The 24,153-nt window shown below is 68.8% G+C and carries 23 protein-coding genes and 1 tRNA gene; 11 read left to right on the plus strand and 13 right to left on the minus strand.

Going from position 1 to position 24,153, the window contains the following annotated elements:
* Positions 1 to 6: 6 nt before the first annotated feature.
* The 3 genes from O1W71_RS06225 to O1W71_RS06235 all read right to left on the minus strand — a co-directional run bounded on the left by O1W71_RS06225 (position 7) and on the right by O1W71_RS06235 (position 2,550).
* Positions 7 to 477 carry a redoxin domain-containing protein gene (locus tag O1W71_RS06225; protein ID WP_269267010.1) on the minus strand — a complete coding sequence of 157 codons (471 nt, stop codon included), beginning with the start codon at positions 475 to 477 and terminating at the stop codon, positions 7 to 9.
* Positions 478 to 550: 73 nt separating this feature from the next.
* Positions 551 to 1,612 (minus strand): FUSC family protein, encoded by a 1,062-nt coding sequence (locus O1W71_RS06230; RefSeq protein ID WP_269267011.1) that lies wholly within the window; start codon positions 1,610 to 1,612, stop codon positions 551 to 553.
* The gene (locus O1W71_RS06235) at positions 1,609 to 2,550 is read right to left on the minus strand and encodes a Dyp-type peroxidase (protein WP_269267012.1); all 942 of its coding nucleotides are present in this window, start codon (positions 2,548 to 2,550) and stop codon (positions 1,609 to 1,611) included. The genes O1W71_RS06230 and O1W71_RS06235 overlap by 4 nt, the downstream gene beginning before the upstream one ends.
* A 222-nt stretch (positions 2,551 to 2,772) precedes the next feature.
* Here O1W71_RS06235 and O1W71_RS06240 point away from each other — a divergent pair, with 222 nt between their 5' ends.
* On the plus strand, positions 2,773 to 3,156 hold the full coding sequence (locus O1W71_RS06240; RefSeq protein WP_269267014.1) for a nuclear transport factor 2 family protein: 384 nt from the start codon (positions 2,773 to 2,775) through the stop codon (positions 3,154 to 3,156).
* Here the strand turns inward: O1W71_RS06240 and O1W71_RS06245 are convergent.
* Positions 3,128 to 6,001 carry a helix-turn-helix transcriptional regulator gene (locus tag O1W71_RS06245; protein ID WP_269267015.1) on the minus strand — a complete coding sequence of 958 codons (2,874 nt, stop codon included), beginning with the start codon at positions 5,999 to 6,001 and terminating at the stop codon, positions 3,128 to 3,130. The two genes, O1W71_RS06240 and O1W71_RS06245, sit on opposite strands and share 29 nt — an antisense overlap.
* A 139-nt stretch (positions 6,002 to 6,140) precedes the next feature.
* Here O1W71_RS06245 and O1W71_RS06250 point away from each other — a divergent pair, with 139 nt between their 5' ends.
* From O1W71_RS06250 to O1W71_RS06265, 4 genes are all read left to right on the plus strand, one after another.
* On the plus strand, positions 6,141 to 7,307 hold the full coding sequence (locus O1W71_RS06250) for a helix-turn-helix domain-containing protein (protein WP_269267016.1): 1,167 nt from the start codon (positions 6,141 to 6,143) through the stop codon (positions 7,305 to 7,307).
* Positions 7,304 to 8,179 (plus strand): alpha/beta fold hydrolase, encoded by an 876-nt coding sequence (locus O1W71_RS06255; RefSeq protein WP_269267017.1) that lies wholly within the window; start codon positions 7,304 to 7,306, stop codon positions 8,177 to 8,179. The genes O1W71_RS06250 and O1W71_RS06255 overlap by 4 nt, the downstream gene beginning before the upstream one ends.
* 83 nt (positions 8,180 to 8,262) lie before the next feature.
* Positions 8,263 to 8,988, plus strand: coding sequence for an alpha/beta fold hydrolase (locus O1W71_RS06260; RefSeq protein WP_269267018.1), 726 nt, complete (start codon positions 8,263 to 8,265; stop codon positions 8,986 to 8,988).
* Positions 8,985 to 10,115 (plus strand): FAD binding domain-containing protein, encoded by a 1,131-nt coding sequence (locus tag O1W71_RS06265; protein ID WP_269267019.1) that lies wholly within the window; start codon positions 8,985 to 8,987, stop codon positions 10,113 to 10,115. Before O1W71_RS06260 ends, O1W71_RS06265 begins: the two co-directional genes overlap by 4 nt.
* On the opposite strand, the gene O1W71_RS06270 is transcribed toward O1W71_RS06265, so the two are convergent.
* Entirely contained in the window at positions 10,110 to 10,481 is a 372-nt protein-coding gene (locus tag O1W71_RS06270; RefSeq protein ID WP_269267020.1) for a DUF488 domain-containing protein, read from the minus strand. The genes O1W71_RS06265 and O1W71_RS06270 overlap by 6 nt on opposite strands.
* A gap of 22 nt (positions 10,482 to 10,503) precedes the next feature.
* Positions 10,504 to 11,313, minus strand: a complete 810-nt coding sequence (locus tag O1W71_RS06275) for a helix-turn-helix transcriptional regulator (RefSeq protein ID WP_269267021.1) — start codon at positions 11,311 to 11,313, stop codon at positions 10,504 to 10,506.
* Positions 11,314 to 11,603: 290 nt separating this feature from the next.
* On the opposite strand from O1W71_RS06275, the gene O1W71_RS06280 reads away from it, so the two are divergent.
* Entirely contained in the window at positions 11,604 to 12,440 is an 837-nt protein-coding gene (locus O1W71_RS06280) for an alpha/beta fold hydrolase (RefSeq protein ID WP_269267022.1), read from the plus strand.
* A gap of 230 nt (positions 12,441 to 12,670) precedes the next feature.
* Here the strand turns inward: O1W71_RS06280 and O1W71_RS06285 are convergent.
* From O1W71_RS06285 to O1W71_RS06310, 6 genes are all read right to left on the minus strand, one after another.
* A tRNA-Gly gene (locus tag O1W71_RS06285) sits at positions 12,671 to 12,744 on the minus strand.
* A gap of 25 nt (positions 12,745 to 12,769) precedes the next feature.
* Complete coding sequence (locus O1W71_RS06290) at positions 12,770 to 13,129, minus strand: hypothetical protein (protein ID WP_269267023.1); 360 nt, start codon at positions 13,127 to 13,129, stop codon at positions 12,770 to 12,772.
* Positions 13,130 to 13,172: 43 nt separating this feature from the next.
* The gene (locus O1W71_RS06295; RefSeq protein ID WP_269267522.1) at positions 13,173 to 15,398 is read right to left on the minus strand and encodes a beta-glucosidase family protein; all 2,226 of its coding nucleotides are present in this window, start codon (positions 15,396 to 15,398) and stop codon (positions 13,173 to 13,175) included.
* 78 nt (positions 15,399 to 15,476) lie between these two features.
* Complete coding sequence (locus O1W71_RS06300; RefSeq protein ID WP_094261028.1) at positions 15,477 to 16,373, minus strand: carbohydrate ABC transporter permease; 897 nt, start codon at positions 16,371 to 16,373, stop codon at positions 15,477 to 15,479.
* Positions 16,370 to 17,386, minus strand: coding sequence for a carbohydrate ABC transporter permease (locus O1W71_RS06305; RefSeq protein WP_112616061.1), 1,017 nt, complete (start codon positions 17,384 to 17,386; stop codon positions 16,370 to 16,372). The genes O1W71_RS06300 and O1W71_RS06305 overlap by 4 nt, the downstream gene beginning before the upstream one ends.
* A gap of 8 nt (positions 17,387 to 17,394) precedes the next feature.
* On the minus strand, positions 17,395 to 18,699 hold the full coding sequence (locus O1W71_RS06310; protein ID WP_269267025.1) for an ABC transporter substrate-binding protein: 1,305 nt from the start codon (positions 18,697 to 18,699) through the stop codon (positions 17,395 to 17,397).
* Between the two features lie 202 nt (positions 18,700 to 18,901).
* Here O1W71_RS06310 and O1W71_RS06315 point away from each other — a divergent pair, with 202 nt between their 5' ends.
* Both O1W71_RS06315 and dcd read left to right on the plus strand, forming a co-directional pair.
* Positions 18,902 to 19,915, plus strand: a complete 1,014-nt coding sequence (locus O1W71_RS06315; protein ID WP_112616065.1) for a LacI family DNA-binding transcriptional regulator — start codon at positions 18,902 to 18,904, stop codon at positions 19,913 to 19,915.
* A 51-nt stretch (positions 19,916 to 19,966) separates the two neighbouring features.
* Positions 19,967 to 20,572: a dCTP deaminase gene (gene dcd / locus O1W71_RS06320; RefSeq protein WP_023952839.1), complete on the plus strand. Its 606-nt coding sequence runs from the start codon at positions 19,967 to 19,969 to the stop codon at positions 20,570 to 20,572.
* Positions 20,573 to 20,641: 69 nt separating this feature from the next.
* Here the strand turns inward: dcd and O1W71_RS06325 are convergent, their stop codons facing one another.
* Positions 20,642 to 21,244, minus strand: a complete 603-nt coding sequence (locus O1W71_RS06325; protein ID WP_269267027.1) for a MarR family winged helix-turn-helix transcriptional regulator — start codon at positions 21,242 to 21,244, stop codon at positions 20,642 to 20,644.
* 112 nt (positions 21,245 to 21,356) lie between these two features.
* Between O1W71_RS06325 and O1W71_RS06330 the strand changes: the two genes are divergently transcribed.
* The 3 genes from O1W71_RS06330 to O1W71_RS06340 all read left to right on the plus strand — a co-directional run bounded on the left by O1W71_RS06330 (position 21,357) and on the right by O1W71_RS06340 (position 24,152).
* Positions 21,357 to 21,890, plus strand: a complete 534-nt coding sequence (locus O1W71_RS06330; RefSeq protein WP_269267028.1) for a MarR family winged helix-turn-helix transcriptional regulator — start codon at positions 21,357 to 21,359, stop codon at positions 21,888 to 21,890.
* Between the two features lie 78 nt (positions 21,891 to 21,968).
* Positions 21,969 to 23,636: a BCCT family transporter gene (locus O1W71_RS06335; protein ID WP_442923928.1), complete on the plus strand. Its 1,668-nt coding sequence runs from the start codon at positions 21,969 to 21,971 to the stop codon at positions 23,634 to 23,636.
* A gap of 69 nt (positions 23,637 to 23,705) precedes the next feature.
* Positions 23,706 to 24,152 carry a GNAT family N-acetyltransferase gene (locus tag O1W71_RS06340; protein WP_269267029.1) on the plus strand — a complete coding sequence of 149 codons (447 nt, stop codon included), beginning with the start codon at positions 23,706 to 23,708 and terminating at the stop codon, positions 24,150 to 24,152.
* Position 24,153 lies beyond the last annotated feature (1 nt).

Below are 24,153 nucleotides of genomic sequence, written 5' to 3' on the forward strand. Positions count from 1 at the left end.
CTCCTTTCAGTTGTGGGTGAGGGTGTCGAGGGCATCGAGTACGCCGTCGACGCCGGGGTTGACGGCGACGGGCGCGAGGTAGCTCCAAGCGATGACGCCGGCGGGGTCGATGACGAAGAGCGCTCGGCGCGCTTCGCCCACGGCGTCGTCGTACGCACCGAAGAGTCGTGCGACCGCCCCCTTCGGCTCGAAATCGCTGAGCAGCGGGAAGTGCAGTGAGTGAGCTGCCGTGAACGCCTCGTGCGACCACACGTTGTCGACGGACACGGCGACCACCTGCGCGCCCCGGGCGCGGATCAGCGGCAGAGCCTCGTTGATGACGGACAGCTGGTCGCCGCAGACGGGACTCCAGTCGGCGGGGTAGAACGCGAGGACAACGGGGCTGCCGAGGAGCTCGTCTGAACTCAGCGACTGGTCGGCGGTCACCCGGAGAGTGAAGTGCGGCGCATGGTTCCCCGGTTGCAGGATGTCTGGCATGATCGGCCCTTTCTGTGTGTACTCTCACTGTGCTCGGGTGGGATGGGGCTCCCGTAGGCCGCGCGTTCGAAGGTCATCCGACATGTGTCGAACCGGTCGTGCTGCGCCGGCGCTCCCCTGTCGCGGCGGCGAGAAGAACGATTCCCGCGATCGCCGCGCCAGCGACCGTGTCGACCACGCGCTCGGCCGCGACCTCGCTGATGGATTGCCCTGCGGCTGAGGCCAGGAGCACCGCCATCGGTGTGACGACGGCGAGAGCCCAGGTCAGGTTCCGTCGAAGCAGGAGCTCGAAGAGGAAGATCAACCCGGCCGCCCAGGCGATGCGCTCCCACCCCCGGGGATCGATGGCTGCCAGGACGATCACGAGGATGATGGCGAGTCCGGTGCCGATGAGGCGCTGCATACCCCGCAGGACTGCTGAATAGACGTCCGCGTCTTTCTGAAGGATGCCGAGGCACGCCAACATGACCCACGCCGCATGATGCAGGCCGAGGGCCGCGCTGACCGGTACGGCGAGCACCGCGGCCGCGGCGATCCGAGCGACGATCAGGCGAGCCGATGCGGGGACTGCGAAGCGCCAGGGCGTTCGCTGCGCGAATATCATCCGGTCGCGGGCTCGGATTGTGGGCGCGAGCAGCGGCAGCACCACGATCAGATACCCCAGGAGCGCACCGCCGGCGAGTGAAGCCACGACCTCGAGACAGCTCATGCCGGCACCGCCGGCAGCCGCGGGGGCCACGAGCTGGCCGGCGGAGCCGGTGATGAGGACGAGGAAGAGCGCCCCGGGCGGACCGACCGCCAGCGCCTGCGCGAGGAACGACCCGCCGACGGCGATGACGGACATGGCCACGAGGCCGGGAATGAGCGCTGTACCCAGCGCCGCACCGACACACGCGGCCACCAGAAGAGCGCCGGCGATGATCGGTAGCGCGACAGCACGTTCTCTGCGCGACCGGTCGGGGAGGTGCAGGACGATGAGAGCGCCGAGGGAACCGACCGACCCCCAACGTGGTTCGCCGATGACGAGTCCGAGCAGCGGGGGAACGGCGACGGCCAGAGCAGCCTGCAGTGCGGCCGGCCACTGGCGCGGAGCCGGTCGGAGGGCGAACAGCTGACGCCAGACGCGCCTGCTCATCCGCTGCCGAGCGCGTCGAGCTCGGCAGCGGATGGGGCGAAGAACACGGTGCCGGTCAGCGCGGTGGAAAAGTCGAGCAGCCGGTCGTGCATCCCCGGAGGATGTCCGATGAACATCCGCTCGATCATCTGCTGAATGACCCAGAGGTTGCGGCTGTACCCGAGGAAGTAGGTGCCGAACTCTCCCGCTCCGGGCCTGCCGAACGGCATGTTGTCGCGGACGATGTCGTGCTCGACACCGTGCTCGTCCTCGATGGTCGCCAGGGACTTGTGTGACTGCTGGCCGCTGGCGGCGTCATCCAGCTCGATCCCATCGACCTTCGTGCGTCCGAGGATCCGCTCCTGTGTCTCGACGGGCAGCGAATCCCACTCGGCCATCGCGTGCACGTACTTCTGCGTCACGACATAGGTGCCTCCGGTGTGTACGGGGTCCTCGTCGGCGACGAGGACGGTGGCATCGATGGCCGGTCCAACCGGATTCGCCGTTCCATCGACGAAACCCAACAGGTCGCGACGATCGAAAGAGCGGAAGCCCACCGTCTCATCGACGACGTGCACCGCCGCACCGAGATCACTCAGCAGGCGCTTCTCGAAGAAGAAGCAGACGTCCGTGCGTTCCGCGCGGATGTGGAACAGCAGATCCCCCGGTGTCGCGGGTGCCGTATGCCTCGCCCCGACGACCGGCGTGAAGGGGCGGAGCTGCGCGGGGGGAGCGCTCTGCATGAGCGACGCCCACACGCGGCTGCCGACTCCCACCGTGCACGTCAACGCCGCCTCCGGAAATCGGAAGGTGATGGCTTTCATCGAATCGGAGAGATCGGCGAGAACGTCGCGCACGATGTCGACGCCGCCTGGCGCGATGGTCACGACCAGGAACACCGCATTCGCGGTGAGAGGTGCTCCTGGTGCCTGTGTCGGTCCTGTCTCGACGTTGTTCATCCGGTGTCCGCTCGCTCTCGCATTCGTCTGACGGCACCACCATCGCGTTATCCGGAGCGATGTGCTTCCGACACGTGACGAGACTGCGTGCGACGAGTGCATCGCCCGGTGATCGGGGTCGCCGATCTGCACGAAGTGTCCTTCGCGGACTGGACGGAAGTCGCACAGCGCTGGTCGCGACCCGCCATACCGTGAGTGCCACCTGACCTGGACGGAGACACCATGGACGCCATCGGCCGCGAGGCACTCACCGGGATCCACCAACTCGAGCGCGAACTCGTCGTGCGCGACTTCATCGCGCTCCTCAACGACCGCGCGCATGCCGAACTGCATCCGTTCCTCGCTGAAAATGTCGTCTATCGTCCGTCTGCGAACAAGCGCGTGTGGGGGCGACCCGCCGTGACACGGATGATCGCCGAGCTGCACGAGGAGTTCGACCAGTGGACCACGCACCTCGAGTCCCTGGCGGTCTGCGGCGACACGGTGCTGACCGAGCAGCGGCTGCGGCTGAGGCTCCCCGGCACGTCGACGGTCGAGGTGATGGGGTTCGCGAGCTTCCGCGTCGCGGGCGCCCAGATCAGCGCATGGAACCAGATTCACGCGTGAGCTGTGACGGGGCGCGCGCCGCGCGCTTTCCGTGCCACTCGCGCAGGTCCTTTCGCGAATTGAGTCCCGACTTCGCGTAGATGTGGCGAATGTGGGACACGACGGTGTGGGGCGACATGAACAGCGCGTCCGCGATCTGCTGCGTCGTCGCGCCGGCGGCGACGCGCTCGAGCACTTGCTGCTCACGCGGTGAGAGCATCTGCGGATCGCCCTGCGCGTGCGCGCGACGGCGAACTCCGCGGTGTCGGAGAGACTGCAGCACACGGTTGACATCGCGATGCGCGCCCGCGGTCTCATAGATGGCGAGCGCCTCGTCGAGCGCCGGGACCGAGCGTTCCGCGTCGGGCGCCACAACGCCCAGGAACTCGAGGACGAGAGCGAGGATGAGCGGGCGATCCGACTGCCGGAGGATCATCGCGGCCTCAGTCAGCGTGTCCGCATCACGTCCGTGGCAGCCCTCCGCGGTCCGCAGAATGGCCCGGCAGTAGGCATTCTCAGGATTGGCGTCGTATCGGATGCGGGCTCGCGTGATGACCTCACGAGCGAGTTCGTCATCCTCGGAGCGGATCGCGACCTCCATGAGCAGAAGGTCGTCGGCGAAGTCCGAGGGTGTCGTCATCGCGGGGATCGGGTCATGGAGTGATTCCCGTGCGAGGACGCTGTGCGCCACAGCGTCATCCACTTTTCCGTCGTTGAGCGCTCGCAGCACGAGCATCCACTGACCCGCTCGGACGACACCGCCGCCGGACGCGAGAGTCTCGACGAGCGGTTCGGTCTGCTTTCGGAGAGCGGTGTCACCGGTGCGAAGAGCGATTCGGAACAATACGATGCCGGCGGTCGCATTCGCGAAATCGCCGAGTCCGAGTTCATCAGCAAGAGCGAGCACCGACTCCGCTTGCAGCCTCGCGTCATCCAGCCGGCCGAGGTCATGCAGAACGCGGGCGCGGACCATCATCCAATACGCCTCGGCGACAGCGGCCCGGGATGCGATCGCCGAGCTCAGCCCCTCGTCCACCAGCTCGAGAGCTCGCGTGACGTCGCCCTTCGAGTTGTGGAGGAATGCGTCCCACAATCCTTCCGGCACCCATCGCGCCGGATCCAGCCCCGCGAGAGCGGCGCGTCTCGACGCGGATTCCATGAGGGCGACCGCGTCGTCGAACCGGTTGCTGTTGAACGCGTACACCGACTCTGTCGCGTCCACGGTGGCGAGCGCCTCGTGGTCCGCATCGGGGTCGGCGACCTCGCGTGCGAGCGCCAGGGTGCGGGTCAGCTCGACGAAGTCCGCCTTGTTCGCACAGTTCAGGGCGCGTACGGCGAGCAGGTCCGCTCGCGTCGCGCGTTCGATGCCTGCGAGCGCGAGCGCCTGATCACAGGTGGCGATGGCGCGATCGAAGGAGGATTCGGTCTGGCGACGGGCGGCACCGAGGAGGACACGTGCCCGCGACTCCGGTGAGAGATAGGGCGCGAGTGCCTGGGTCGCGTTGTCCGCCTCGGTGTCGCGCCCGTCGGCCCAGAGGTACGGAAGGAGCTCGGTACTGGCCTCCGCCAGAGCCGGAACGTTGTTCGCGAGGCGCAGTGCCGCTGCGGCGAGGTCCGCGGCCTGCGATGTGTCGGACGCAGCCAACTGCTGCGCGGCGTCGCGGATCAGTGCGAACGATTGCTGATCGCCGGGTTCGGCAGCCTCCACGAGTGCCGCGGCGACGGCGGAGGCTGGTTCGCCGGAGGCGAGGCGCAGCTGTGCGACTTCGCGCAGCATCGCCTTACGGACGGATGCCGGGATCGACGCTTCCACCGCTTCCCGGATCGTGTCGTGGACGAAGGCGAGGGTTGCCCCGTCCTCGATCAGGAAATCGGCACCGAGGAGCTCGCGCACCGCGGTCATCGAGGCCACCGCGGTGCCGCCGGTCGTGGTCAAGACGTCGGAGAGGCGGAACCGCCTGCCGAACAAGCTCGCAACCTGTGCGAAGGTCAGTGCGTCGTCGGAGAGGTGCGCCACCCGCTGTCGCGATGCCGCCCCGAATCTGGCGGGAACGGCAGAGCCGATGGCGTCGAAGACGCCACCATGGGCCGCCAGGAGCGCTTCTTCCTGCAGCCCGCGCACGAGTTCGACGATGAGCAGCGGGATGTGCGAGGTCTGCTCGAGGGCCGCCTCGAGCTTGGGTCCGAGGGTGGCGCCGGTGAGGTCTGCCGCGATCTCGAGCGCAGCACCGGCCGCGACGGGCTCGAGATCGAGGACCGTGCCGATGCGCTCGATATACTCGGCGACTCGAGCGTGCGCCGCCCGGAACTGTCCGGAACGGCTGGCAAGCACCCAGGCGACAGGCTGATCCGCCAGGGCGGTCGCCGACCGTAACAAGATCCCGACGGACGCGGCGTCCAACCACTGCAGGTCGTCGACGACGACGATGGCATCGCCCGCCGTTGCAGCCGTCGACTCCAATCTGTCGGTCAGGAGGCGCGCGGTCCAGTACTGCGGTTCTCCCGCGCCCAGGGCCGGCCGCAGCTCCTCCTCCGTCACCAGGCGCGGTGCACCGCGCAGCATCGCTTCGGTCAATGCCCCCAAGGGGACTGCTCCGGAGTCGACGTCCGGGGTGATGGTGAGGGTGGGCCAGCCCCGTTGCTCGGCGACGGCGAGAACCTCCGCGAGCAGGCGGGTCTTCCCCATGCCCGCGCGCCCGCGGATGAGCGCAGGCGTGGGCTCGCCCGAGAGAGAGCGTTCGATGGACGCGGTGAGGGACGAGATGATGTCGCCGCGCCCGCGCAGGGGGGTGCTGGCAGCGGTGGAAGACCCGGCCAGGAAGGCGCGGTCTGACGCAACGGCGAAGCCGGAGTGCCGGTCGTGCATCCCCTCATTATTCCGCGGCGACGTATGCCGCGGAGGTCGCCGCCGCCTGAGTAGTACAAGTTGGGCCTCCTCGCCCGGGAGGGCCGTTCTTACGCTCAAGCCGAGGGCGCGGGTGCGGCCGAGAAGGGAGCGGACGGGGATGAACCTGCAGACACTCGTGGATGACCTCGCGGAAGACCTCGGCCGTTCCGTCGTCATCAACGACGCCCAGTACCGCCCCATCGTTTCCAGCGCACAGGGCGAGGAGATCGATGAGCTCCGCGCCCGTGGACTGTTGGGACGCGCGACACCTCCGCGGGAGCGCGCGTATCTGGAGAGCATCCACCTGTCCTCCGCCAAACGACCGCAGACCGTGAACCTCGATCAATTCGGCGCACGGGAACGCCTGGCGGTGCCGATCCGCTCCCGTGACGCATTGCTCGGGGTCCTGTGGCTGATCACGGGCGGGCTCCCCCCGCTGACGTCATCGCAGTTTCGTGCAGTCGACGCCGCGGTGGAGATCGCACGCGAGTATCTCGCCGCCGCGCAGGACGAGATACCGGGCCGATCGACGCGCGACATGGTCCTCCGAGGACTCCTCGCCCCGGATCCGATCGTCAGACGGGATGCGCTGAGCACTGCTGTCCGCGCCTACGGCGTGTCTCGCAGCTCGGCGACCGTCGTTCGCGCCGTGGCCGTCGGGCACGACACCTCCGTGGTCCAGCGCGCTTCGCTCGGTCGGGCTGTGGAGAGCCTGGCCACAGCGACGTTCACGTTCATGGGCGAGATCGGAGCTGCCTTGCTGTTCCTGGAGCGTTCACATGAGAACACGCGAACGGATGACCTCATCGCGGCCACGGCGGCGCGCGCGGGTGTGCCGCTGCGCGCAATCGGGTCCGCCTATCTCACCGGAACCGACATCGACGTGCGGCCGGTCGCCGAGCGAGCTGTCGCGACGGCAGCGGTCGCGGAGCTCTTGCCGGATCTGGGCACGAGCCTGCGCGCCGAAGACGTCGGCCCGTGGTTGCTCATCGCCGACGTCGTCTCGGATCCGAACCGACTGCAGTGGTACTCACCCGCCGCATACGCCCTGATCCACGATGCGGACCCGCTGCGCCGCCAGACCATCGAGACCCTCCTCGACCATGCCCACCAGATCAAAGTCGTATGCGAAGAACTGCACATTCACCGCACGACGCTGTACTACCGATTGGAAAACATGCCACAGGTGGTCAAAGACGCGATGGATGACGGGATGAAGCGCAGTGCACTGCACCTCGGTTTGAAACTCGCCTCGTACTGGGAGAACGCGGGACACATCCAATGAGGGCGCGAAGCCGGCAGGTCCAGACCAGCGACGGCGTAACCCTCGAGGTGTACGACACGGGCGGGAACGGCGCCCCGGTCCTGATGCTCCATGGGTGGTCGCAATCGCAGGAGATGTTCCGGCACCAGCGTGACGGACTCGGAGAACGCCGTGTCATCACGTACGACATGCGTGGACATGGCAGGTCGGAGAAGCCCGGGCGGGGCTACCGCATCGCTCGTCTCGCAGCCGACGTCCGCGACATCCTGGTTGATCTCGACATCCGGGATGTCCATCTCCTCGGCTGGTCGATGGGGGTCTCGGTCATCTGGTCCTATCTCGAACTCTTCGGCGACAGGAGAGTGCGAAGCCTCGTGCTGGTGGACCAGCCCGCCGCGGTCGCCGCGCAGCTGTGGATGAGTGCGATCGAGCAGCAGTCCGCAGGCTGCATCCTGCCCGCGGATGGGCTCGGTACCCTCGCGAACGCCATCGCCGACGATGCCGGCGGAGACGCCACGGTGCGCGCCTTCGTGCGGAGCATGTTCACCGGGCCCGTCGACGACGGCCTCTGGTCGTTCGTGTCATCGGAGGTCGCTCAGACACCGCGCCGTGTCGCCGCGCCATTGCTGTTCGACCACGGCGCGCAGGACTGGCGGGAACTCCTGCCGACCATCGCCAAGCCCACCCTCGTGCTGGGGTGCGACGGCAGCCATGTGTCGGCCGAGTCGCAACGCTACGTCGCCTCGCGCATCCCCGGAGCGCTCGTGCACATCTTCCCGCGCGATGTCGCCAGCTCGCATTTCCCGTTCCTGGAGAATCCGGAGGCGTTCAACGAGGTCGTCCGAGTGTTCCTCGATGCGAACGCGGTTTCCGACATCCGTCCAGTCAGGTAGCGACAACCTTCGGAGGGAGGGCGCGGACACTGCTCCTACCGTGAGACGTGGCCGGGTCATCTCCGGGAACGAGGGAGTGGGATATGCGCGAGACGCCGACCGTTGTGATGGTGCACGGCGCGTTCTCTGATGGAGCGAGCTGGTCACCGGTGGCGATGCGCGTGATGGGTGCGGGTATCGAGGTGCGCGTTCCCGCCATCTCCAATCGAAGTCTCGCGGAGGATGTCGCGTATGTGCGATCGTTCGTCGAGAACATCGACGGACCGGTGCTCCTGGTCGGCCACTCCTATGGAGCCACCGTGGCCTCCGGTGCAGGAACGGCGCAGAACGTTCGCGGGCTCGTCTTCGTGGCGGGATTCGTGCTCGACGTGGACGAGAGTGCAGACGACCTGAGTCAGCGCTTCCCCGCATCCGACGCCGCCGACTACTTCGACTACCGGCGATACGCCACCGCCGACGGCGCGACCCGGCAGGAGGTATCCGTCGCCATCGACGAATTCCCGTTCCTCGCCGCCCTGGGGATTCCCTCCGACGAGGCGGCCGTCATCGCCGTCACCCAGCGCCCGCTGGACGCCGCGGTGCTCAGCGACCGAGCCACGCACGCAGCGTGGCATACCCGCCCGACCTGGGGAATCGTCGCCACGGCGGATCAGATCGTGAACCCGGACGCCGTCCGTTTCGGTCTCGAGCGAGCCTCGGCCCGCATGGTGCTCGAGCTGCCGGGCCCGCACCTCGTCCTGCACACGCACCCCGGCGACATCGCACGTTTCATCGTCGACGCTGCCAACGCCGTGCCGCTGACCGCATGAGCGGCTTCGCGTCGTCCGCGCACCGCATCGCGGTGGCCGGCGGTTCCATCGGCGGGCTGTTCGCGGCGGCCATGCTGCACCGGCTGGGGCATGACGTCACGGTGTACGAGAAGTCGGTGCACGGTCTCCGAGCGCGCGGCGCCGGCTTGGTCGCCCAGGACGAGGTCTTCGCCGCACTCGATGTCGCCGGAGTCCCGGCGGGCGCTGCCCCCGGGGTGACATCCGTCGAGCGGATCGCGCTCGACCTGCGAGGTGCCGTTCGCTACCGAGAGCGGGCCGAGCAGACGCAGTTGTCGTGGGACCGCCTGTACGACGGTCTCCGCGATGCGATCCCCGACTCTCGATATGTCGTGAACAGTCCGGTCACCGATGTCGACGCGCGAGCCGGCGTCCTCTCCTTCACTGCGGGCGAGGAACGAGAGGAGGCTTCGCTCCTCGTGGGAGCGGATGGAGCCCACTCGCACGTGCGCCGCTTCGTCGCACCCGACGGCGGCGAACCCGGCTACGCCGGTTACGCCATCTGGCGCGGCCTCATCCCCGAAGACCTCGTCCCCGGGGCATCCGCCGACACCCTGTTTCGTCGGATGACCTTCTTCACGGGACCGGGGGAGCACGCGCTCGGCTATCTCGTCCCCGGGGCGAACGGACAGACCCAGCCGGGGCGTCGGCGATACAACTGGGTCTGGTACCGGTCGATGAGCTCCGGCGACCTGTCGGCGCTGATGACCGCCGCGGGACGCCTCCCCCTGTCGACGTCCCTCGCGCCCGGGCAGACGCCGGAGGACGTCAGGACGCACCTGATCGAGGCGGCCCAGCATCGCCTCCCGCCCCCGTTCGCCGACGTGATCGCGATGGAGCCTCGGCCATTCCTCCAGGGTGTGCTCGACTACGTCGCCCCTCGGCTCACCCGGACGCGCGCACTGCTCCTCGGGGATGCGGCAGCGGTGGTCCGTCCGCACACCGCGATGGGGGCCGCGAAAGCGGCGGGCGACGCGCTCGCTCTCGCCCGCCTCCTGCGTTCGTCGACCGTGGACGCAGCCCTCGCCTCGTACGACGAGCAGCGGCTCCCGGTGGCGACGAGCATCGCGCGTTACGGGGTGAGGCTCGGCGAGCAGTTGCCGCTATGACCCGATGCGGGCGAGCCGCTCTTGGACGAAACGCTGGAGGACCACGGCATGATTCACCGCCGGGTCGTGCGCCGCGTAGATCAAGGTGACCGTGCCCTGCGCGTGGGCGACCTCGAGCAGGTGCTGAACGGCCGTGGGATTCGCTTCCAATTCCGCCTCGTACCGATGGGTGAATTCCGTCATTCGCGCGGAGTCATGGTCCCACCAGGTGCGCAGATCGGGCGAGGGCGCGATGTCCTTCAACCACTCGTCGACAGCAGCGCGTTCTTTCGACACGCCCCGTGGCCAGAGGCGGTCCACGAGGATCCGGTAACCGTCGTCTGCGGCAGCTGCGTCATATGCGCGCTTGATGCGGATGCTCGGCATGGGCGGCCTTTCGTTCGAGGGCTCAGGCGAAGCTCGTTTCGCGGCTGACGGGGGTGTCGGCGAGAGCGGTGAACCCGGGTTTCGGGGACTGGGTCGTCAACGTGTGGAACGGCAGGGAGGGGACCTCGAAATTATGTACCCGCATCTGGATCTCGCCGATCCCGTCCAACAGCAGGTGAGAGTCGAAGTCCGACGGGCGAGCGACTTCGTGCAGCTCCCACAGCCTCACGAAGCCCTGATCCCTGGACAATTCACGGACGATCTCGTCGTACCGCGTGGACATTCGATCGCCGAGGAACCGCAGGGTCGCGACACCGCGTGCCGCCAGTTCCTCCCAGTTCACGATCTGGCGCTTGTTCCCGGCCGCGAAGTGCGCGACGAGGGCGTTGGCGCCGGGGCGGATGGTGCCGGAGCTCAGGGAATGCATGAGTTCGTTGACCGCGACGATGTCGAGGTTGCCATTGGTGATGTATGCCGGAATGTGCGCCCACGTGTCGAGCAGTTCGCGCATGATGTAGCTCTTCTCGGGCGGGATCATGCGTCGCTGCGCGTCGACTCTTCCGGTGAGACGGTTGACGTACTCGACGCTCACGTCGTCCAGATTCAGGGCGCGCGCGAGAGCGCGGACCACCGTGGTGGAGGGGTCGGCTCCCCGTCCCTGCTCGAGCCGGGTGTAGTACTCGATGCTGATGCCTGCGAGCATCGCGACTTCGTCGCGCTTCAGCCCGGAGACCCGTCTGCCGTCAGTCGGACGGAGGCCGACGTCCGTCGGGCGGACGCGCGAGCGCCGCGCACGCAGAAAGCTCCCGAGAACACTCTTGTTATCGCTCACCGAGCTCCCTGACTGTCACGAACCGTCCTCCCGACTCGTGCCGAGCCGGGGGAGAGACTTCACCGTAAGGAGAACGAGGGTGTGCTCACATCACCTCTCCGGGGGATCCGTATCCCCTCTTCGCGGCGACGTACCCGGCTTGGATAGACGTAGCAACGGGAGTCGGCAATTGTCGGAGGCGTCGCGCAGACCCGGAAGTTACCGTGATTCCCGTCGCCACATCGTCGAGGCGCGCACCATTCACCCGTCGGTCGGGCCCACTCGTTCGACGACATGACAAAGGACTCATCATGGGATACATCACCACTGAAGACGGCGCCGAGATCTACTTCAAGGACTGGGGTGACGAGGACGCCCAGCCCATCGTGTTCCACCACGGATGGCCGCTGTCGTCCGACGACTGGGACGCGCAGATGCTGTATTTCCTCGCCAAGGGCTTTCGTGTCGTCGCCAGCGACCGGCGCGGCCACGGTCGCTCCTCGCAGATCAGCACCGGCCACGACATGGACCACTACGCCAGCGACGTGAACGCGGTCGTCGAGCACCTCGACCTGAAGAACGCGATCCACATCGGCCACTCCACCGGCGGTGGCCAGGTCGCCCGCTACGTCGCTCGGTACGGTCAGCCGCAGGGGCGCGTCGCGAAGGCCGTCCTGGTCTCGTCGGTTCCGCCGATCATGCTCAAGTCCGACAGCAACCCCGAGGGAACGCCCATCGAGGTCTTCGACGGCTTCCGCTCCGCTCTCGCCGCCAACCGCGCCGAGTTCTTCCAGGCGGTCGCCTCGGGGCCGTTCTACGGCTTCAACCGTGACGGTGTCGAGGTGTCCGAGCCGGTCGTCGCCAACTGGTGGCGTCAGGGCATGACGGGCAGCGCCCTCGCCCACTACGAGGGCATCAAGGCGTTCTCTGAGACCGACCAGACCGAGGACCTCAAGGCCATCACGGTTCCCGTCCTCGTCATGCAGGGCGACGACGACCAGGTCGTCCCCTACAAGGCCGCCGCGTTGCTGCAGCACGAGCTGCTGCAGAACTCCGAGCTGAAGATCTACGCCGGCTACCCGCACGGCATGCTGACCACTCACGCGGACGTCATCAACCCCGACCTGCTGGCCTTCATCCAGGAGTAATCGCGGCATCAGCTCAGAGGCGCACCCGGATGACGGGTGCGCCTCTTCTGCGCAGCCTCGGGCGGCGTGGACCGGGATGCAAGGGATCCGACACGACACCCCGGGCCGGATGCCGCTGAGCGGGGTGTCGGGCCAGAACCCTTGCATCGCGGCGCGGGCGGGGCGGGGTGATTCCGACGGCAACATCGGGAAAGCCCCGCCGCGCGGCCGGTGGCCGCCCGTCGGGGCTGTGGAGGGGCTGACGGGAATCGAACCCGCGCTATCTGCTTGGGAAGCAGATGTTCTGCCATTGAACTACAGCCCCACGCACCCGCAGGTGCTCGGTCAGCTTACCCCACGGGGCCCGGACCGCCCGAGGCCGGACCGCCCGGTGCACCAGGAGCAGCCGGCCCACCGTGGGTGCCCGGCCCGCCCGGCCCGCCCGGCCCGTGCCCGCCCGGCGCGGGCGGAGCCTGCGGGTACGGCGGCGCCGCCGGACGCGGACCGGCACCATAACCACCGACACCCCCACCCGGGAACTGCCCGCCGCTCTCGCGCATCGCGAGCAGCATCCCGTTCTTCACCGCCGTGCGCATCAGCAGGTAGCTCACCCAGAGGACGAGTGCGATCGTCCCGAGGTAGATCGCGATACCGAGGACGACGAAGCCGATGCCGAAGGCCGCCGCGGGCCCTGCGTAGTCGTTGTACATGGCCCGCACACTATCGCTCGCGCCCTCCGCGCACGACCCCCGATCACCGCTCGATCGAGACCTCTACGATCCGCCGGTCGGATGCCCTGATGCGGTGCACGTCGCCGACGATCTCGGTCGCCGCCTCGGTCTCGCGCTCCGCGCACGAGGGTCCGACCCACAGCTCGATGTCGCCGGGCTCGACGATGCGCACCCCCTCGCGCCCGGTGAAGGCCAGCCGCGCGGTCGGCACGTCGAACGAGACGGTCGCCTCGGCTCCGGCATCCAGCTGCACGCGGGCGAAGCCGAGCAGCTGCGCGACGGGGCGGGTGACGCTCGCGTGCACGTCGCGGGCGTAGAGCTGCACGAGATCGGTGCCGGCGCGCTCGCCGGTGTTCCGCACCCGCACGCTCGCCGTGAAGGAGCCGCCCGTCGCCACCGACGCGGTCACCGACAGGCCGGAGCGCTCGAACGACGTGTAGCTGAGCCCGTGCCCGAAAGGCAGCGCGGGGGTGCTGTCGGCACTCGTGATCTCGTTCGGTCCGCCGAGAATCGGATGCAGGTAGCTGTAGGGCTGCGAGCCCGACGACCGGGGGAGCGAGACGGGCAGGTGGCCCGACGGCGAGACCTCGCCGCACAGAACCGCCGCGATCGCCGGTCCGCCCTCTTCGCCCGGGAAGAACGTCTGCAGCGCTGCCGCGACGGCCCCCTCGCCCGAGAGCGCCCAGTCGATCGCGTACGGTCGCCCCGACAGGACGACGAGCACGACCGGCGTCCCCGTCGCAACGAGACGCTCGACGAGCTCGCGCTGCACCCCCGGCAGCTCGAGCGAGTCGGCGTCGTTCCCCTCGCCGACGGTGCCCCGGCCGAACAGGCCGGCCCGGTCGCCGACGGCGACGATCGCGACGTCGGCCGCGCGTGCGGCATCCTCCGCCTCGGCGAAGCCCGACCGGTCGTCGCCCTCCGCCTCGCAGCCGCGCACGACGGTGACCTCGGCGTCAGGCATGGCGTCGACGAGGGATGCCGCGAGCGTCGGGATCTCGAATCCCATCGGCACGCCCGGGTGGTGGGCGAGCACGTGGTTGGCGAACGAGTAGCAGCCCATGAGGGCTTCCGAGCTGTCACCGTTCGGTCCGATCACGGCGACGCGGCGGGGCGATGCGAGCGGCAGCACGCCGTCGTTGGTCAGCAGCACGACCGATTCCTCGGCCAGGCGCCGGGCGACCGCGCGGTGCGCGGGCGAGTCGAGGTCGATGCTCGTCGGCGGCTCCTCGAAGGTCTCGTCGAGGAGCCCCAGCTCCTCCTTCTGGATCAGCACGCGGCGCACGGCGCGGTCGATGAGCGCCTCGTCGACCTGTCCCGCGCGCACGCGCTCGGCGAGCGGCCCGACGTAGGCGTCGCCCGTGGGCAGCTCGACGTCGATGCCCGCCTCGAGGGCGAGCTGCGCGGCCTCGCCGCGGTCGCGGGCGACGGCGTGCATCGTGTGGAGGAAGGCGACGGCGAAGTAGTCCGACACGACGGTGCCGTCGAACCCCCACGTCTCGCGCAGCAGGTCGGTGAGGTAGGCGGGGGTCGCCGCGACCGGCATCCCGTCGATCTCGGCGTACGAGTTCATCACCGACCGCACGCCGCCGTCGCGGACGGCCATCTCGAACGGCGGCAGGAACACGTCGGCGATCTCGCGCGGTCCCGCGTGGACCGGCGCGTGGTTGCGGCCCGCCTGCGAGCCCGAGTACCCGACGAAGTGCTTCAGTGTCGCGTGGACACCCGTGCTCTGCAGGCCCCGCACATACGCGGTGCCGATGACGCCCACGACGTACGGGTCCTCGGCGATGCACTCGTCGACGCGTCCCCAGCGGGGGTCGCGGATGACGTCGAGCACCGGCGCGAGCCCCTGGTGGATGCCGAGCTCGCGCATCGACTCGCCGATCAGCGCACCCATCTCCGCGACGAGCTCCGGGTCGAACGCCGCGCCCCACGCGAGGGGAGTGGGGAAGGTCGCCGCCTGCCACGCCGCCAGGCCGGTCAGGCACTCCTCGTGCACGAGGGCGGGGATGCCCAGGCGCGTCTCGCGGATGAGTCGGCGCTGCTCCTCCCACAGCCATGCCGCCCGCTCGATCGGGTCGACGGGCCGCGTGCCGTAGACGCGGGTCAGCTGCCCCAGGCCGTGGACGGTCGCATCGGCGTACGCGGTCGACGACGCCATCTCGCCGGCCATCGGCGCGACGACCTCATCGCCCTGGTCGACCCAGAAGCCGACCAGCTGGGCGAGCTTCTCGTCGAGGGTCATGCGCGCGATCAGGTCGGAGACGCGCGTCGAGACGGAGATATCGGTGAGGGTCACAGTTCGTGCTTTCTCTACGGGGGATCAGCCCTTGACGGCGCCGGTCAGACCGCCGACGATGCGGCGCTCGAACAGGCTGAAGAACGCCAGGGCGGGAAGCATCGACAGGGATGTGAAGGCGAGCACCTTCGCCGTGTCGACCGAGTACTGCGACGAGAACGCCTGCACGCCGAGCGGCAGGGTGAAGGTCGCCTCGTTGTTGAGGATGAACAGCGGAAGCAGGTAGCTGTTCCAGCTGCCGATGAAGGCCAGGATGCCGACCGTGATGACGCCGGGCACCGACAGGGGCAGCACCATCCGCCAGAAGAACGACAGGCGCCCGCATCCGTCGATGAACGCCGCCTCCTGGATCTCGTCGGGGATCGCCCGCAGGAATGGCACCAGGATGATGATCGTCATCGGCAGCGCGAAGGCGATCTGCGGCAGGATGATGCCCGCGAGCGAGTTCATCAGGCCGAGGTCGCGGATGACGATGTACAGCGGTGTGATCGCAACGGTGATGGGGAACATCAGGCCCGAGGCGAAGACGGCGTACAGCACCCCGCGGCCGCGGAACCGATACCGGGCGAGGATGTAGCTCGCCATGAGGCCCAGCAGCACGGCGCCGATCGTCGTCGCGCCGGCGGCGATGGTGGAGTTGAGCACCTGCTGCCAGAACTGCGAGCCGGTGAGCACCGCCAGGTAGTTCTCGATGTTCCACGGCGACGGCCAGCCGGCCGGGTCCACGGTGATCTGGGCGTTGCTGCGGAAGCCTCCGATGATGATGTACAGCACCGGTGCGAGCATCAGCGCGATCACCACGAGGGCGACGAAATACACGACGGGGCTGCCCCAGGGCAGGCGCTCCTTGCGGCGGCCGCGACGACCGGTGGGTGCCGGCGCGACGATCGCACGAGTTGCGGGGGAGGTGAGGGCGGTCATCGCTCCTGCTTCCCTTCGGTGATGGCCCCCGCGGTGTCGCGGCGCAGCACGTAGCGCTGGTAGACGATCGCGACGACGAGGGAGATGAGGAAGATCACGACGGCGACGGCGTTTCCAAAGCCGTAGCTGCCGGCGTTGCGGCCGTTGACGACCATGTAGGTGGCCATCGTCGAGGTGCCCGCTGTCGATGCGACGTACTGGCCCCAGATGATGTAGACGAGGTCGAACAGCTGCAGTGCGCCGATGATCGACAGGAACGCCCAGATGCGCAGGGTGGGGGCGAGCAGCGGCAGGGTGATCCGCCAGTGCATCTGCCAGTAGCCCGCGCCGTCGAGGGCGGCGGCCTCGTAGAGCTCGTCGGGGATTCCCTGGAGGCCCGCGAGAAAGAGGATGACGGCGAAGCCGACGTACTTCCAGGTCAGGATGGCCATGAGCGTCCAGATCGCGATCGAGGGATCGGCGATCCAGTCGCGCGTGAGCGCGCCCAGCCCGAGCTGCTCGAGGGCCCCGTTGAGGGCGCCCTGCGTCTGCAGCATGAGCCCGAAGCCCGTGCCGACGACGACCTCGGCGATGACGTAGGGCACGAAGATCAGCACGCGGATGACCGACTGTCCCCGCATGCGGCGGTTGAGCAGCAGAGCCAGGAGAACCGCGACCGGCCCCTGGAGGACGAGGGATGCCACGACGATGATCGCGTTGTGGCTGAGGGCCTCGACGAACGTCGGATCGGTGAGGATCGTGATGTAGTTCTGCAGGCCGACGAACTCGGTGGGCGGCCCGTAGCCCTGCCACCGGAAGAAGCCGTAATAGGCCGCCATCACGACGGGGAAGATGACGAACCCGACGAACATCACCAGGGCGGGGCCGACGAGCACCGCGATCTCGAGGCGACCCGACCAGCCCAGGCCTCGGCGGCGCCGGGAGGGCGAGGGCGTCGTGGTGACGCCCTCGCCCCGGGCCGCGAGATCCACGCCGCCGGCGGAGTCCGCCACGGCTGTCTCGCTGAGCGACATGATGCGGATCAGCCCTTCTTCGCTGCGTCGGAGACCGACTTGATCATCTGCTCGGGCGTGCTCTTGCCCGCCAGCAGATCGACGACGGCGACGTTCAGCGCGTTGCCGACGTTCTGTCCGAGGACGGTGTCGAGCCACTGCGAGACGAAGGGCGCCTTGTTGTATGCGGCGAGAACCTCCTGGAGGTACTCCTCCTCGACCGCCTCCTGCGCGACCGAGTTCACCGGCGGCGCGTTGAAGGCCTTGTAGTAGGCCTCCTGCTGCTCGGCGCTGGCGAGGAAGTTCAGGAAGTCGGCGCACTCCTTCGGGGCCTTCGCCGAGCAGGAGTATCCGTCGACGCCGCCCATGATCGAGCCGGGCTCACCCTCGCCACCCGACAACTCGGGGAAGGGGAACCACGCCAGGTCGGGGAGAGGCTGCTCGTCCGGCGTGAGCGAGGCGATGACGCCCGGGTTCCACGCGCCCATGAGCTCCATGCCGGCCTGGTGGTTCGCGATGAGGCCTGCGCTGCTGCCCGCGCCCTGCTGCGCGGAGGTCGTGAGGTAGCCCTCGTTGAACGGCTGCAGCTCGGCGAAGTCGGCGAGGTCCTCGGCGGACTTCAGCCAGCACTCATCGCTGAAATCCTTCGAGTCGCCGGTCTTCTCGATCGTCTCCGGGCTGCACTCGCGCAGGGCGAAGTTGTAGAACCAGTGCGCGGCGGGCCAGGCGTCCTTCGCGCCGAGCGCGATGGGCGCGATGCCGGCGGCCTTGAGCTGGTCGACGACGCCCTCGAGATCCTCGACCGTCGCGGGGGCCTCGGTGATGCCGGCCTGGGTGAACAGGTCGGAGCTGTACCAGAACCCGCTGGGGAGCACCGCGAGCGGCATCGCCCACACCTTGTCCTGATAGGTCTCGGCCTTGAACGAGCCCTCGGAGATCTCTTCCTTGGCGGTGTCGCCGATGAGGTCGGTGAGGTCCATCAGCTGCCCGGCCTGCACCATGGCGGCCATCTTGCCGCCACCGCGCTGCAGGAATATGTCCGGCGGGTCGCCCGCGTTGAGCGCCGTCTGGAGCTTGCCGTCCATGTCTTCGTTCTGCACGGACTGCATCGAGATCTTCACGTTCTCGTTCTCGGCCTCGAACGCGGCGATCGCGTCCTTCCAGAACTCCTGGCCGGGGCCGGTCGTCGAGTTCTGCCACAGGGTCATCTCGACGGTGCCGTCGGCGCTGCCTCCGTCGCCGTTGCCGCTGCAGGAGGTGAGCGCGAGCGCCCCCACCGCCAGGACGGCAGCCGTGACGGCAGCCTTGCGGCGAGCCGTGATGGTGCGTGCCATGTGATTCCTTCTCTCTTCGTTGAGTGGACATCTGCCGAGCGCGCCGCTTCGGGCCCGGGCTGGGCTGCTCGAACCGCCGAGCGGCGATGCTCGGAGTCGTCGGACATTCGCTGGTGCTGTCGGACACCGAAAGTTTGCGCGGGCAACAAAGAGGTGTCAAACGTTTTCGAAAACGGTTTCCATTTCGGGCTAGCATGCGGTCATGGACCGACGACGACCCACCATCCACGACGTCGCGGAGCGTGCCGGCGTCTCCGTGTCGACCGTGTCGAAGGCCGTCAACGGGCGTTACGGCGTCGCTACGGCGACCGTGGATGCCGTCATGGCGGCCGTCGCCGAGCTCGGCTACGAGTCGAGTCTCATCGCCAGCAGCATGCGTTCGCGCTCGACGGGTGTCATCGGTGTGCTCGTCGCCGACTTCGAGCCGTTCAGCGCCGAGATCCTGAAGGGCGTGGGGGAGGCGTTGCGTGACACCAGCTACGACCTGCTCGCGTACTCGGGCTCGCGCGGTGACGAAGAGGGGTGGGAGCGCCGATCGCTCTCCCGGCTGAGCGGAACGCTCATCGACGGCGCCATCATGGTCACCCCGACCGTCGTCAGGGCGAGCGCCGACGTACCGCTCGTCGCGATCGACCCGCACACGGGGCCGGCCGACGTGCCGATCGTCGAGAGCGACAGCTACGGCGGCGCCCGCGAGGCGACGGCCTATCTCATCGGCATGGGCCACACGCGCATCGGCTACATCGCGGGGCGCGCCGACCTGCGATCGTCGATCGCGCGGGACGCCGGATACCGCCGAGCGCTCGCCGACGCCGGCATCCCGTTCGATGCGACCTACGTCGGTGCCGGCCGGTATCGCGAGGCGACGGTGCGCGAGGTCGCGATCGAGATGCTCTCGGCTGACAATCGCCCCACCGCGGTGTTCGCGGCGAACGACGTGTCGGCCATCGCGATCCTGCAGGTCGCCGCCGAGCTCGGGCTCGAGGTGCCGCGCGATCTGTCGATCGTCGGGTTCGACGACATCCCCGAGGCGACGCGGCTCCCGGTCCCCCTCACGACGGTGCGCCAGCCGATGGGGCGGTTGGGGGCGGCCGCGGTCCAGATGCTGCTGGCCCTCATGCGCGGCGAGACGCCGCCGGCCACGCACCTGCGGCTTCCGACGAAGCTGGTCGCCCGGCAGACCACGGCACCGCCCGCGGGGCGTCGGGCCGGATGACGCTGTCGCGCGGATGCCGGCAGCGGCGGCGTCGCGCTCTAGGCTGTGTCCGTGCTGCTGAGTGATCGCGACATCCGTGCCGGAATCGATCAGGGCCGCATCGGCCTCGACCCCTGGGATGCCTCGATGGTGCAGCCCTCGAGCGTCGACGTGCGCCTCGACCGGTACTTCCGGCTGTTCGACAACCACAAGTACCCCTTCATCGACCCCGCTCAGGATCAGCCCGAACTGACCCGTCTGATCGAGGTTGAGCCGGATCAGCCGTTCATCCTGCATCCCGGCGAGTTCGCGCTCGGGTCGACCTTCGAGCAGGTACGCCTCGGCGACGACGTCGCGGCGCGGCTGGAGGGCAAGTCCTCGCTCGGACGTCTCGGCCTGATCACCCACTCGACGGCCGGCTTCATCGACCCGGGGTTCTCGGGTCACGTGACGCTCGAACTCGCCAATGTGGCGACTCTGCCCATCAAGCTGTGGCCGGGCATGAAGATCGGGCAGCTCTGCTTCTTCCAGCTCAGCTCGCCGAGCGAGAACTCCTACGGGTCGGGTCCCTACGGCAATCGCTACCAGGGGCAGCGCGGGCCGACGGCATCCCGCTCCTTCCAGAACTTCCACCGCACCGACGTCGGCACCATCGACGCCGGGTCGCGCGGCGCCTGACGTCCGTTTCGCGACGCACGACGGCCCCGAGGCTCAGAACCTCGGGGCCGTCGTTCGGGGTGTCGCGGGTCAGGCGGCGTCGCGTCCGGCCGCGAAGCCGGCGGTGAAGCCGCGCTCGAAGGCGCGCTCGCCGCGGTGCGGGTGCTCGCCGTGGCGCGGGTGCTCGCCGAAGCGAGGGCCGCAACCGTGACCGTGGCCGAAGCCGCGCCCGAGGCCGTGTCGGCCGCGGGGGCCGAATCGGCGCGGTGAGCTCTCGTGCCAGCCGAGCTCGCGGGCGATCGCCTCGAGAGAGGCGACGGTCGTCGCGAAGTCCTCGTCCGTCACGGCGCCGCGCGTGCGATCGCGGACTCCCCTCACGAGCTCATGAATGCGGTCGCGCTCGCGACGACCCTCGTCGGTGATCGTCCAGGCACCGTCTCGCTCGGCGGCCCAGCCGCGAGCCGCCAAGGACCGGACGCGCTTGCCGCCACGCTGCACGCGCTCGACGAGACCGGGGATGTCGCGTTCGCCTGCGAGGACATCGAGCACGGCCCAGTCCCGGCGGTCGAGCCCTTCGGCGGCCAGCGTCCGATTCATCTCGGCGGCCAGTGCCGTTCCGGCCGCGCGCATCCAGAAGCCGAGCGATCGTGTGCGGGTGTCCGGCGTCTCGGGGGTGTTGTCGTGATTGTTCATGGTGTTCCCTTCGTGGGCCGGCGTATCCGGCCTCTGGTGCATGTCATCTGTCATGTGTATGCACTATGACATGCACCACGAGTGCATGTCAAGTCGCATGTATTCTCGAAGCATGACGGCCGACGACGACCCGCGGATCGATGCCATCGCGGACGCCCTGGGGCGCCTGCGCGGACTGCGGCGGCCCGCGCCGGGCGTCGAGCGCGGACCGCAGGCGCGCGGACCGTTCGGCGGGCACGGCGTTCACGGCGGGCACGGCCCGCACGGCCATCACGGCGGCCCGTTCGCCGAGGGACGCGGCAGGATGGCGGGGCTCGCCCGCCTGCGCATGCTCGAGGCGCTCGCCGCGGCATCCCATCCGCTCAGCGTCAGCGAGATCGGCGAGGCGATCGGTGTCGATCAGCCGCGCGCCTCGCGGCTGGTGCAGCAGGCGGTCGAGCTCGACCTGGCGCGTCGGGAGGCCGACCCCGACGACGCCCGCCGCACGCGCATCGCGCTGACCGACGAGGGGCGCAGCTTCGCACAGAGCGTGCGGGGCGAGCGTCGGGCGGCCCTCGGCAGCGCGCTGGACGGGTTCACCGTCGACGAGCGGGCCGAGCTGGCTCGGCTGCTCACCAAACTCGCCGACGCCTGGCCGCGCGGCTGAGCTATACCCGGTGTCATCGCGGCAGGCAACAACCCTTCCCCGCTTTGCGTTGCGCCGGTAGCCTGCGACCCTGGTTCGGTGAGCACCGAGAATCAGCCCTCTCCCGCAGAACGCATAGCCGCGGTGTCCACCCCGGGCACGATCGCCCGCTGGGTGTTCTGGCCGGCCGCGGTCGTCATCGTCGGGTTCAGCGCCTTCGCGATCATCTTCCCCACCACAGCCGAGTCGTTCTTCGGCGCCATCCAGACGTCGATCGTCGACTCGTTCAACTGGTACTACGTCCTCATCGCCGCCTTCTTCGTCGGCTTCGCGATCTTCGTCGGCTTCAGCCGCTTCGGCGACATCAAGCTCGGACGCGACGACGACGAGCCCGAGTTCTCGACGGGATCGTGGTTCTCCCTGCTCTTCGCAGCGGGCATGGGCATCGGTCTCGTCTTCTACGGCGTGAGCGAGCCGCTTAGCCACTTCGTGGACCCGCGTCCCGGTGTCACCGGCACCGAGCAGCAGCTGGCGCAGAGCGCTCTGACCCAGACCTACCTGCACTGGGGCGTGCACGCCTGGGCGATGTACGTCGTCGTCGGCCTTGCCCTCGCCTACGCGATCCATCGCCGCCGCCGCCCGATCTCGATCCGTTGGGCGCTCGAGCCGCTGCTGGGGAATCGGGTTCGCGGTGCTGCGGGCAACGTCATCGACGCGGTCGCCCTCGTCGGCACCCTGTTCGGCGTCGCGACCTCGCTCGGGCTCGGTGTCATGCAGATGGGATCCGGGCTCGAGTTCATCGGCCTCCCGCCCATGAACGACGCGATGCTCATCGGGCTCATCGCGATCGTCTCCGTCTTCGTGCTGTTCTCCGTGCTGTCGGGAGTGACGAAGGGCATGAAGTGGCTGTCCAACTTCAACCTCATCGTCGCCGGCTTGCTGCTGCTGTTCCTGCTCTTCGTCGGCCCGACGCAGTTCCTGCTGCGCGAGTGGGTGCAGTCGATCGGCGCATACATCCAGGACTTCGTCGGGCTGTCCTTCACCGTCAGCGCCCTGCAGGGCACGGCGGGCGAGGCGTGGCAGGCGCAGTGGACCTCGTTCTACTGGGGCTGGTGGATCTCGTGGGCGCCCTTCGTCGGCATCTTCATCGCTCGCGTGAGCAAGGGACGCACGGTGCGTCAGTTCGTCGCCGGCGTGCTGCTGGTGCCGACGCTGATCGGCATCCTGTGGTTCGCCGTCCTCGGTGGCTCGGCGCTCTACCGTGAGCTCGAGCAGCCGGGCTCGATGCTCGCCGCCGATGGGTCGGTGAATCTGCAGGGCGCCCTGTTCCAGCTGCTCGAGGGGCTGCCGGCGGGCGGCGTGCTGACGATCGGTGCCATCGTCCTGATCGCCGTGTTCTTCATCACCTCGGCCGACTCGGGCGCGCTCGTGATGGGCATGATCGCGACGGGCGGAAACCCCGAGCCGCCGCGCTGGGTGCGCACCTTCTTCGTCGTCATCACCGCCGCCCTCGCGAGCGCGCTCCTGCTGGCCGGAGGCCTGCAGGCGCTGCAGACGGCGGCGATCCTCATCGCCCTGCCGTTCTCGATCGTGATGCTGCTGATGTGCTGGTCGACGGTTCTGGCCTTCCAGCGCGAACGTCGTGCGTACGCCCGCGCGGAGCGGGCGCAGTTCATCGAGCGGATCGGCGACCACTACGGGCTCGAGGTCGAAGAGCCGAACGAACGGGGAGTGCGCTTCCCCTGGATCGGCGGCAAGCGCGGCTGACGCGCGGGAAGCGACCCACCTCGAAGGCGCCGGGCCGACCGCTCGGCGCCTTCGTCGTACGCTGGGCGGATGCCTCCGGTGTCTTCCGCCCGTCTGACCGATGTCTCCGCCGAGACGCTCTACCGCCTCCTCTGGCTGCGCGTGAGCGTCTTCGTCGTCGAGCAGGCCGCGGCCTACCCCGAGCTCGACGGCCGCGACCTCGAGCCCGACACCGAACTCTTCTGGATCGAAGACGGCGGACGCGTGCTCGCGACGCTCCGGCTGCTTCGCGACGTCTCGGGAAACGCCCGCATCGGCCGAGTGGCGACCGCGGCCGACGCGCGAGGCCGCGGTCTGTCTGCCCAGCTCATGCGTGCGGCGGTCGAGCGCGCCGGCGAGCGGTGGCCCGGCGCCGCGATCGACCTCGACGCGCAGAAGCACCTGGCCGACTGGTACGGCCGGTTCGGCTTCGCGATCAGCGGGCCCGAGTTTTCCGAGGACGACATCCCGCACGTCCCCATGCGCCGCTCCGCCTGAG

Origin of the sequence: Microbacterium sp. H37-C3, from assembly GCF_027157935.1 — a bacterium.
In the GTDB taxonomy this organism is placed as follows: domain Bacteria; phylum Actinomycetota; class Actinomycetes; order Actinomycetales; family Microbacteriaceae; genus Microbacterium; species Microbacterium plantarum.

Excerpts from the sequence above, each read along its gene's own strand:
- O1W71_RS06270 (WP_269267020.1), bottom strand. The coding sequence starts at position 10,481 with ATGCCGAGCATCCGCATCAAGCGCGCATATGACGCAGCTGCCGCAGAC.
- O1W71_RS06250 (WP_269267016.1), top strand. The coding sequence starts at position 6,141 with ATGAACCTGCAGACACTCGTGGATGACCTCGCGGAAGACCTCGGCCGT.
- O1W71_RS06325 (WP_269267027.1), bottom strand. The coding sequence starts at position 21,244 with ATGAACAATCACGACAACACCCCCGAGACGCCGGACACCCGCACACGA.
- O1W71_RS06240 (WP_269267014.1), top strand. The coding sequence starts at position 2,773 with ATGGACGCCATCGGCCGCGAGGCACTCACCGGGATCCACCAACTCGAG.
- O1W71_RS06245 (WP_269267015.1), bottom strand. The coding sequence starts at position 6,001 with ATGCACGACCGGCACTCCGGCTTCGCCGTTGCGTCAGACCGCGCCTTC.
- O1W71_RS06265 (WP_269267019.1), top strand. The coding sequence starts at position 8,985 with ATGAGCGGCTTCGCGTCGTCCGCGCACCGCATCGCGGTGGCCGGCGGT.
- O1W71_RS06230 (WP_269267011.1), bottom strand. The coding sequence starts at position 1,612 with ATGAGCAGGCGCGTCTGGCGTCAGCTGTTCGCCCTCCGACCGGCTCCG.
- O1W71_RS06280 (WP_269267022.1), top strand. The coding sequence starts at position 11,604 with ATGGGATACATCACCACTGAAGACGGCGCCGAGATCTACTTCAAGGAC.
- O1W71_RS06305 (WP_112616061.1), bottom strand. The coding sequence starts at position 17,386 with ATGTCGCTCAGCGAGACAGCCGTGGCGGACTCCGCCGGCGGCGTGGAT.
- O1W71_RS06330 (WP_269267028.1), top strand. The coding sequence starts at position 21,357 with ATGACGGCCGACGACGACCCGCGGATCGATGCCATCGCGGACGCCCTG.
- O1W71_RS06225 (WP_269267010.1), bottom strand. The coding sequence starts at position 477 with ATGCCAGACATCCTGCAACCGGGGAACCATGCGCCGCACTTCACTCTC.
- O1W71_RS06235 (WP_269267012.1), bottom strand. The coding sequence starts at position 2,550 with ATGAACAACGTCGAGACAGGACCGACACAGGCACCAGGAGCACCTCTC.
- O1W71_RS06260 (WP_269267018.1), top strand. The coding sequence starts at position 8,263 with ATGCGCGAGACGCCGACCGTTGTGATGGTGCACGGCGCGTTCTCTGAT.
- O1W71_RS06310 (WP_269267025.1), bottom strand. The coding sequence starts at position 18,699 with ATGGCACGCACCATCACGGCTCGCCGCAAGGCTGCCGTCACGGCTGCC.
- O1W71_RS06295 (WP_269267522.1), bottom strand. The coding sequence starts at position 15,398 with ATGACCCTCGACGAGAAGCTCGCCCAGCTGGTCGGCTTCTGGGTCGAC.
- O1W71_RS06290 (WP_269267023.1), bottom strand. The coding sequence starts at position 13,129 with ATGTACAACGACTACGCAGGGCCCGCGGCGGCCTTCGGCATCGGCTTC.
- O1W71_RS06315 (WP_112616065.1), top strand. The coding sequence starts at position 18,902 with ATGGACCGACGACGACCCACCATCCACGACGTCGCGGAGCGTGCCGGC.
- O1W71_RS06340 (WP_269267029.1), top strand. The coding sequence starts at position 23,706 with ATGCCTCCGGTGTCTTCCGCCCGTCTGACCGATGTCTCCGCCGAGACG.
- O1W71_RS06300 (WP_094261028.1), bottom strand. The coding sequence starts at position 16,373 with ATGACCGCCCTCACCTCCCCCGCAACTCGTGCGATCGTCGCGCCGGCA.
- O1W71_RS06255 (WP_269267017.1), top strand. The coding sequence starts at position 7,304 with ATGAGGGCGCGAAGCCGGCAGGTCCAGACCAGCGACGGCGTAACCCTC.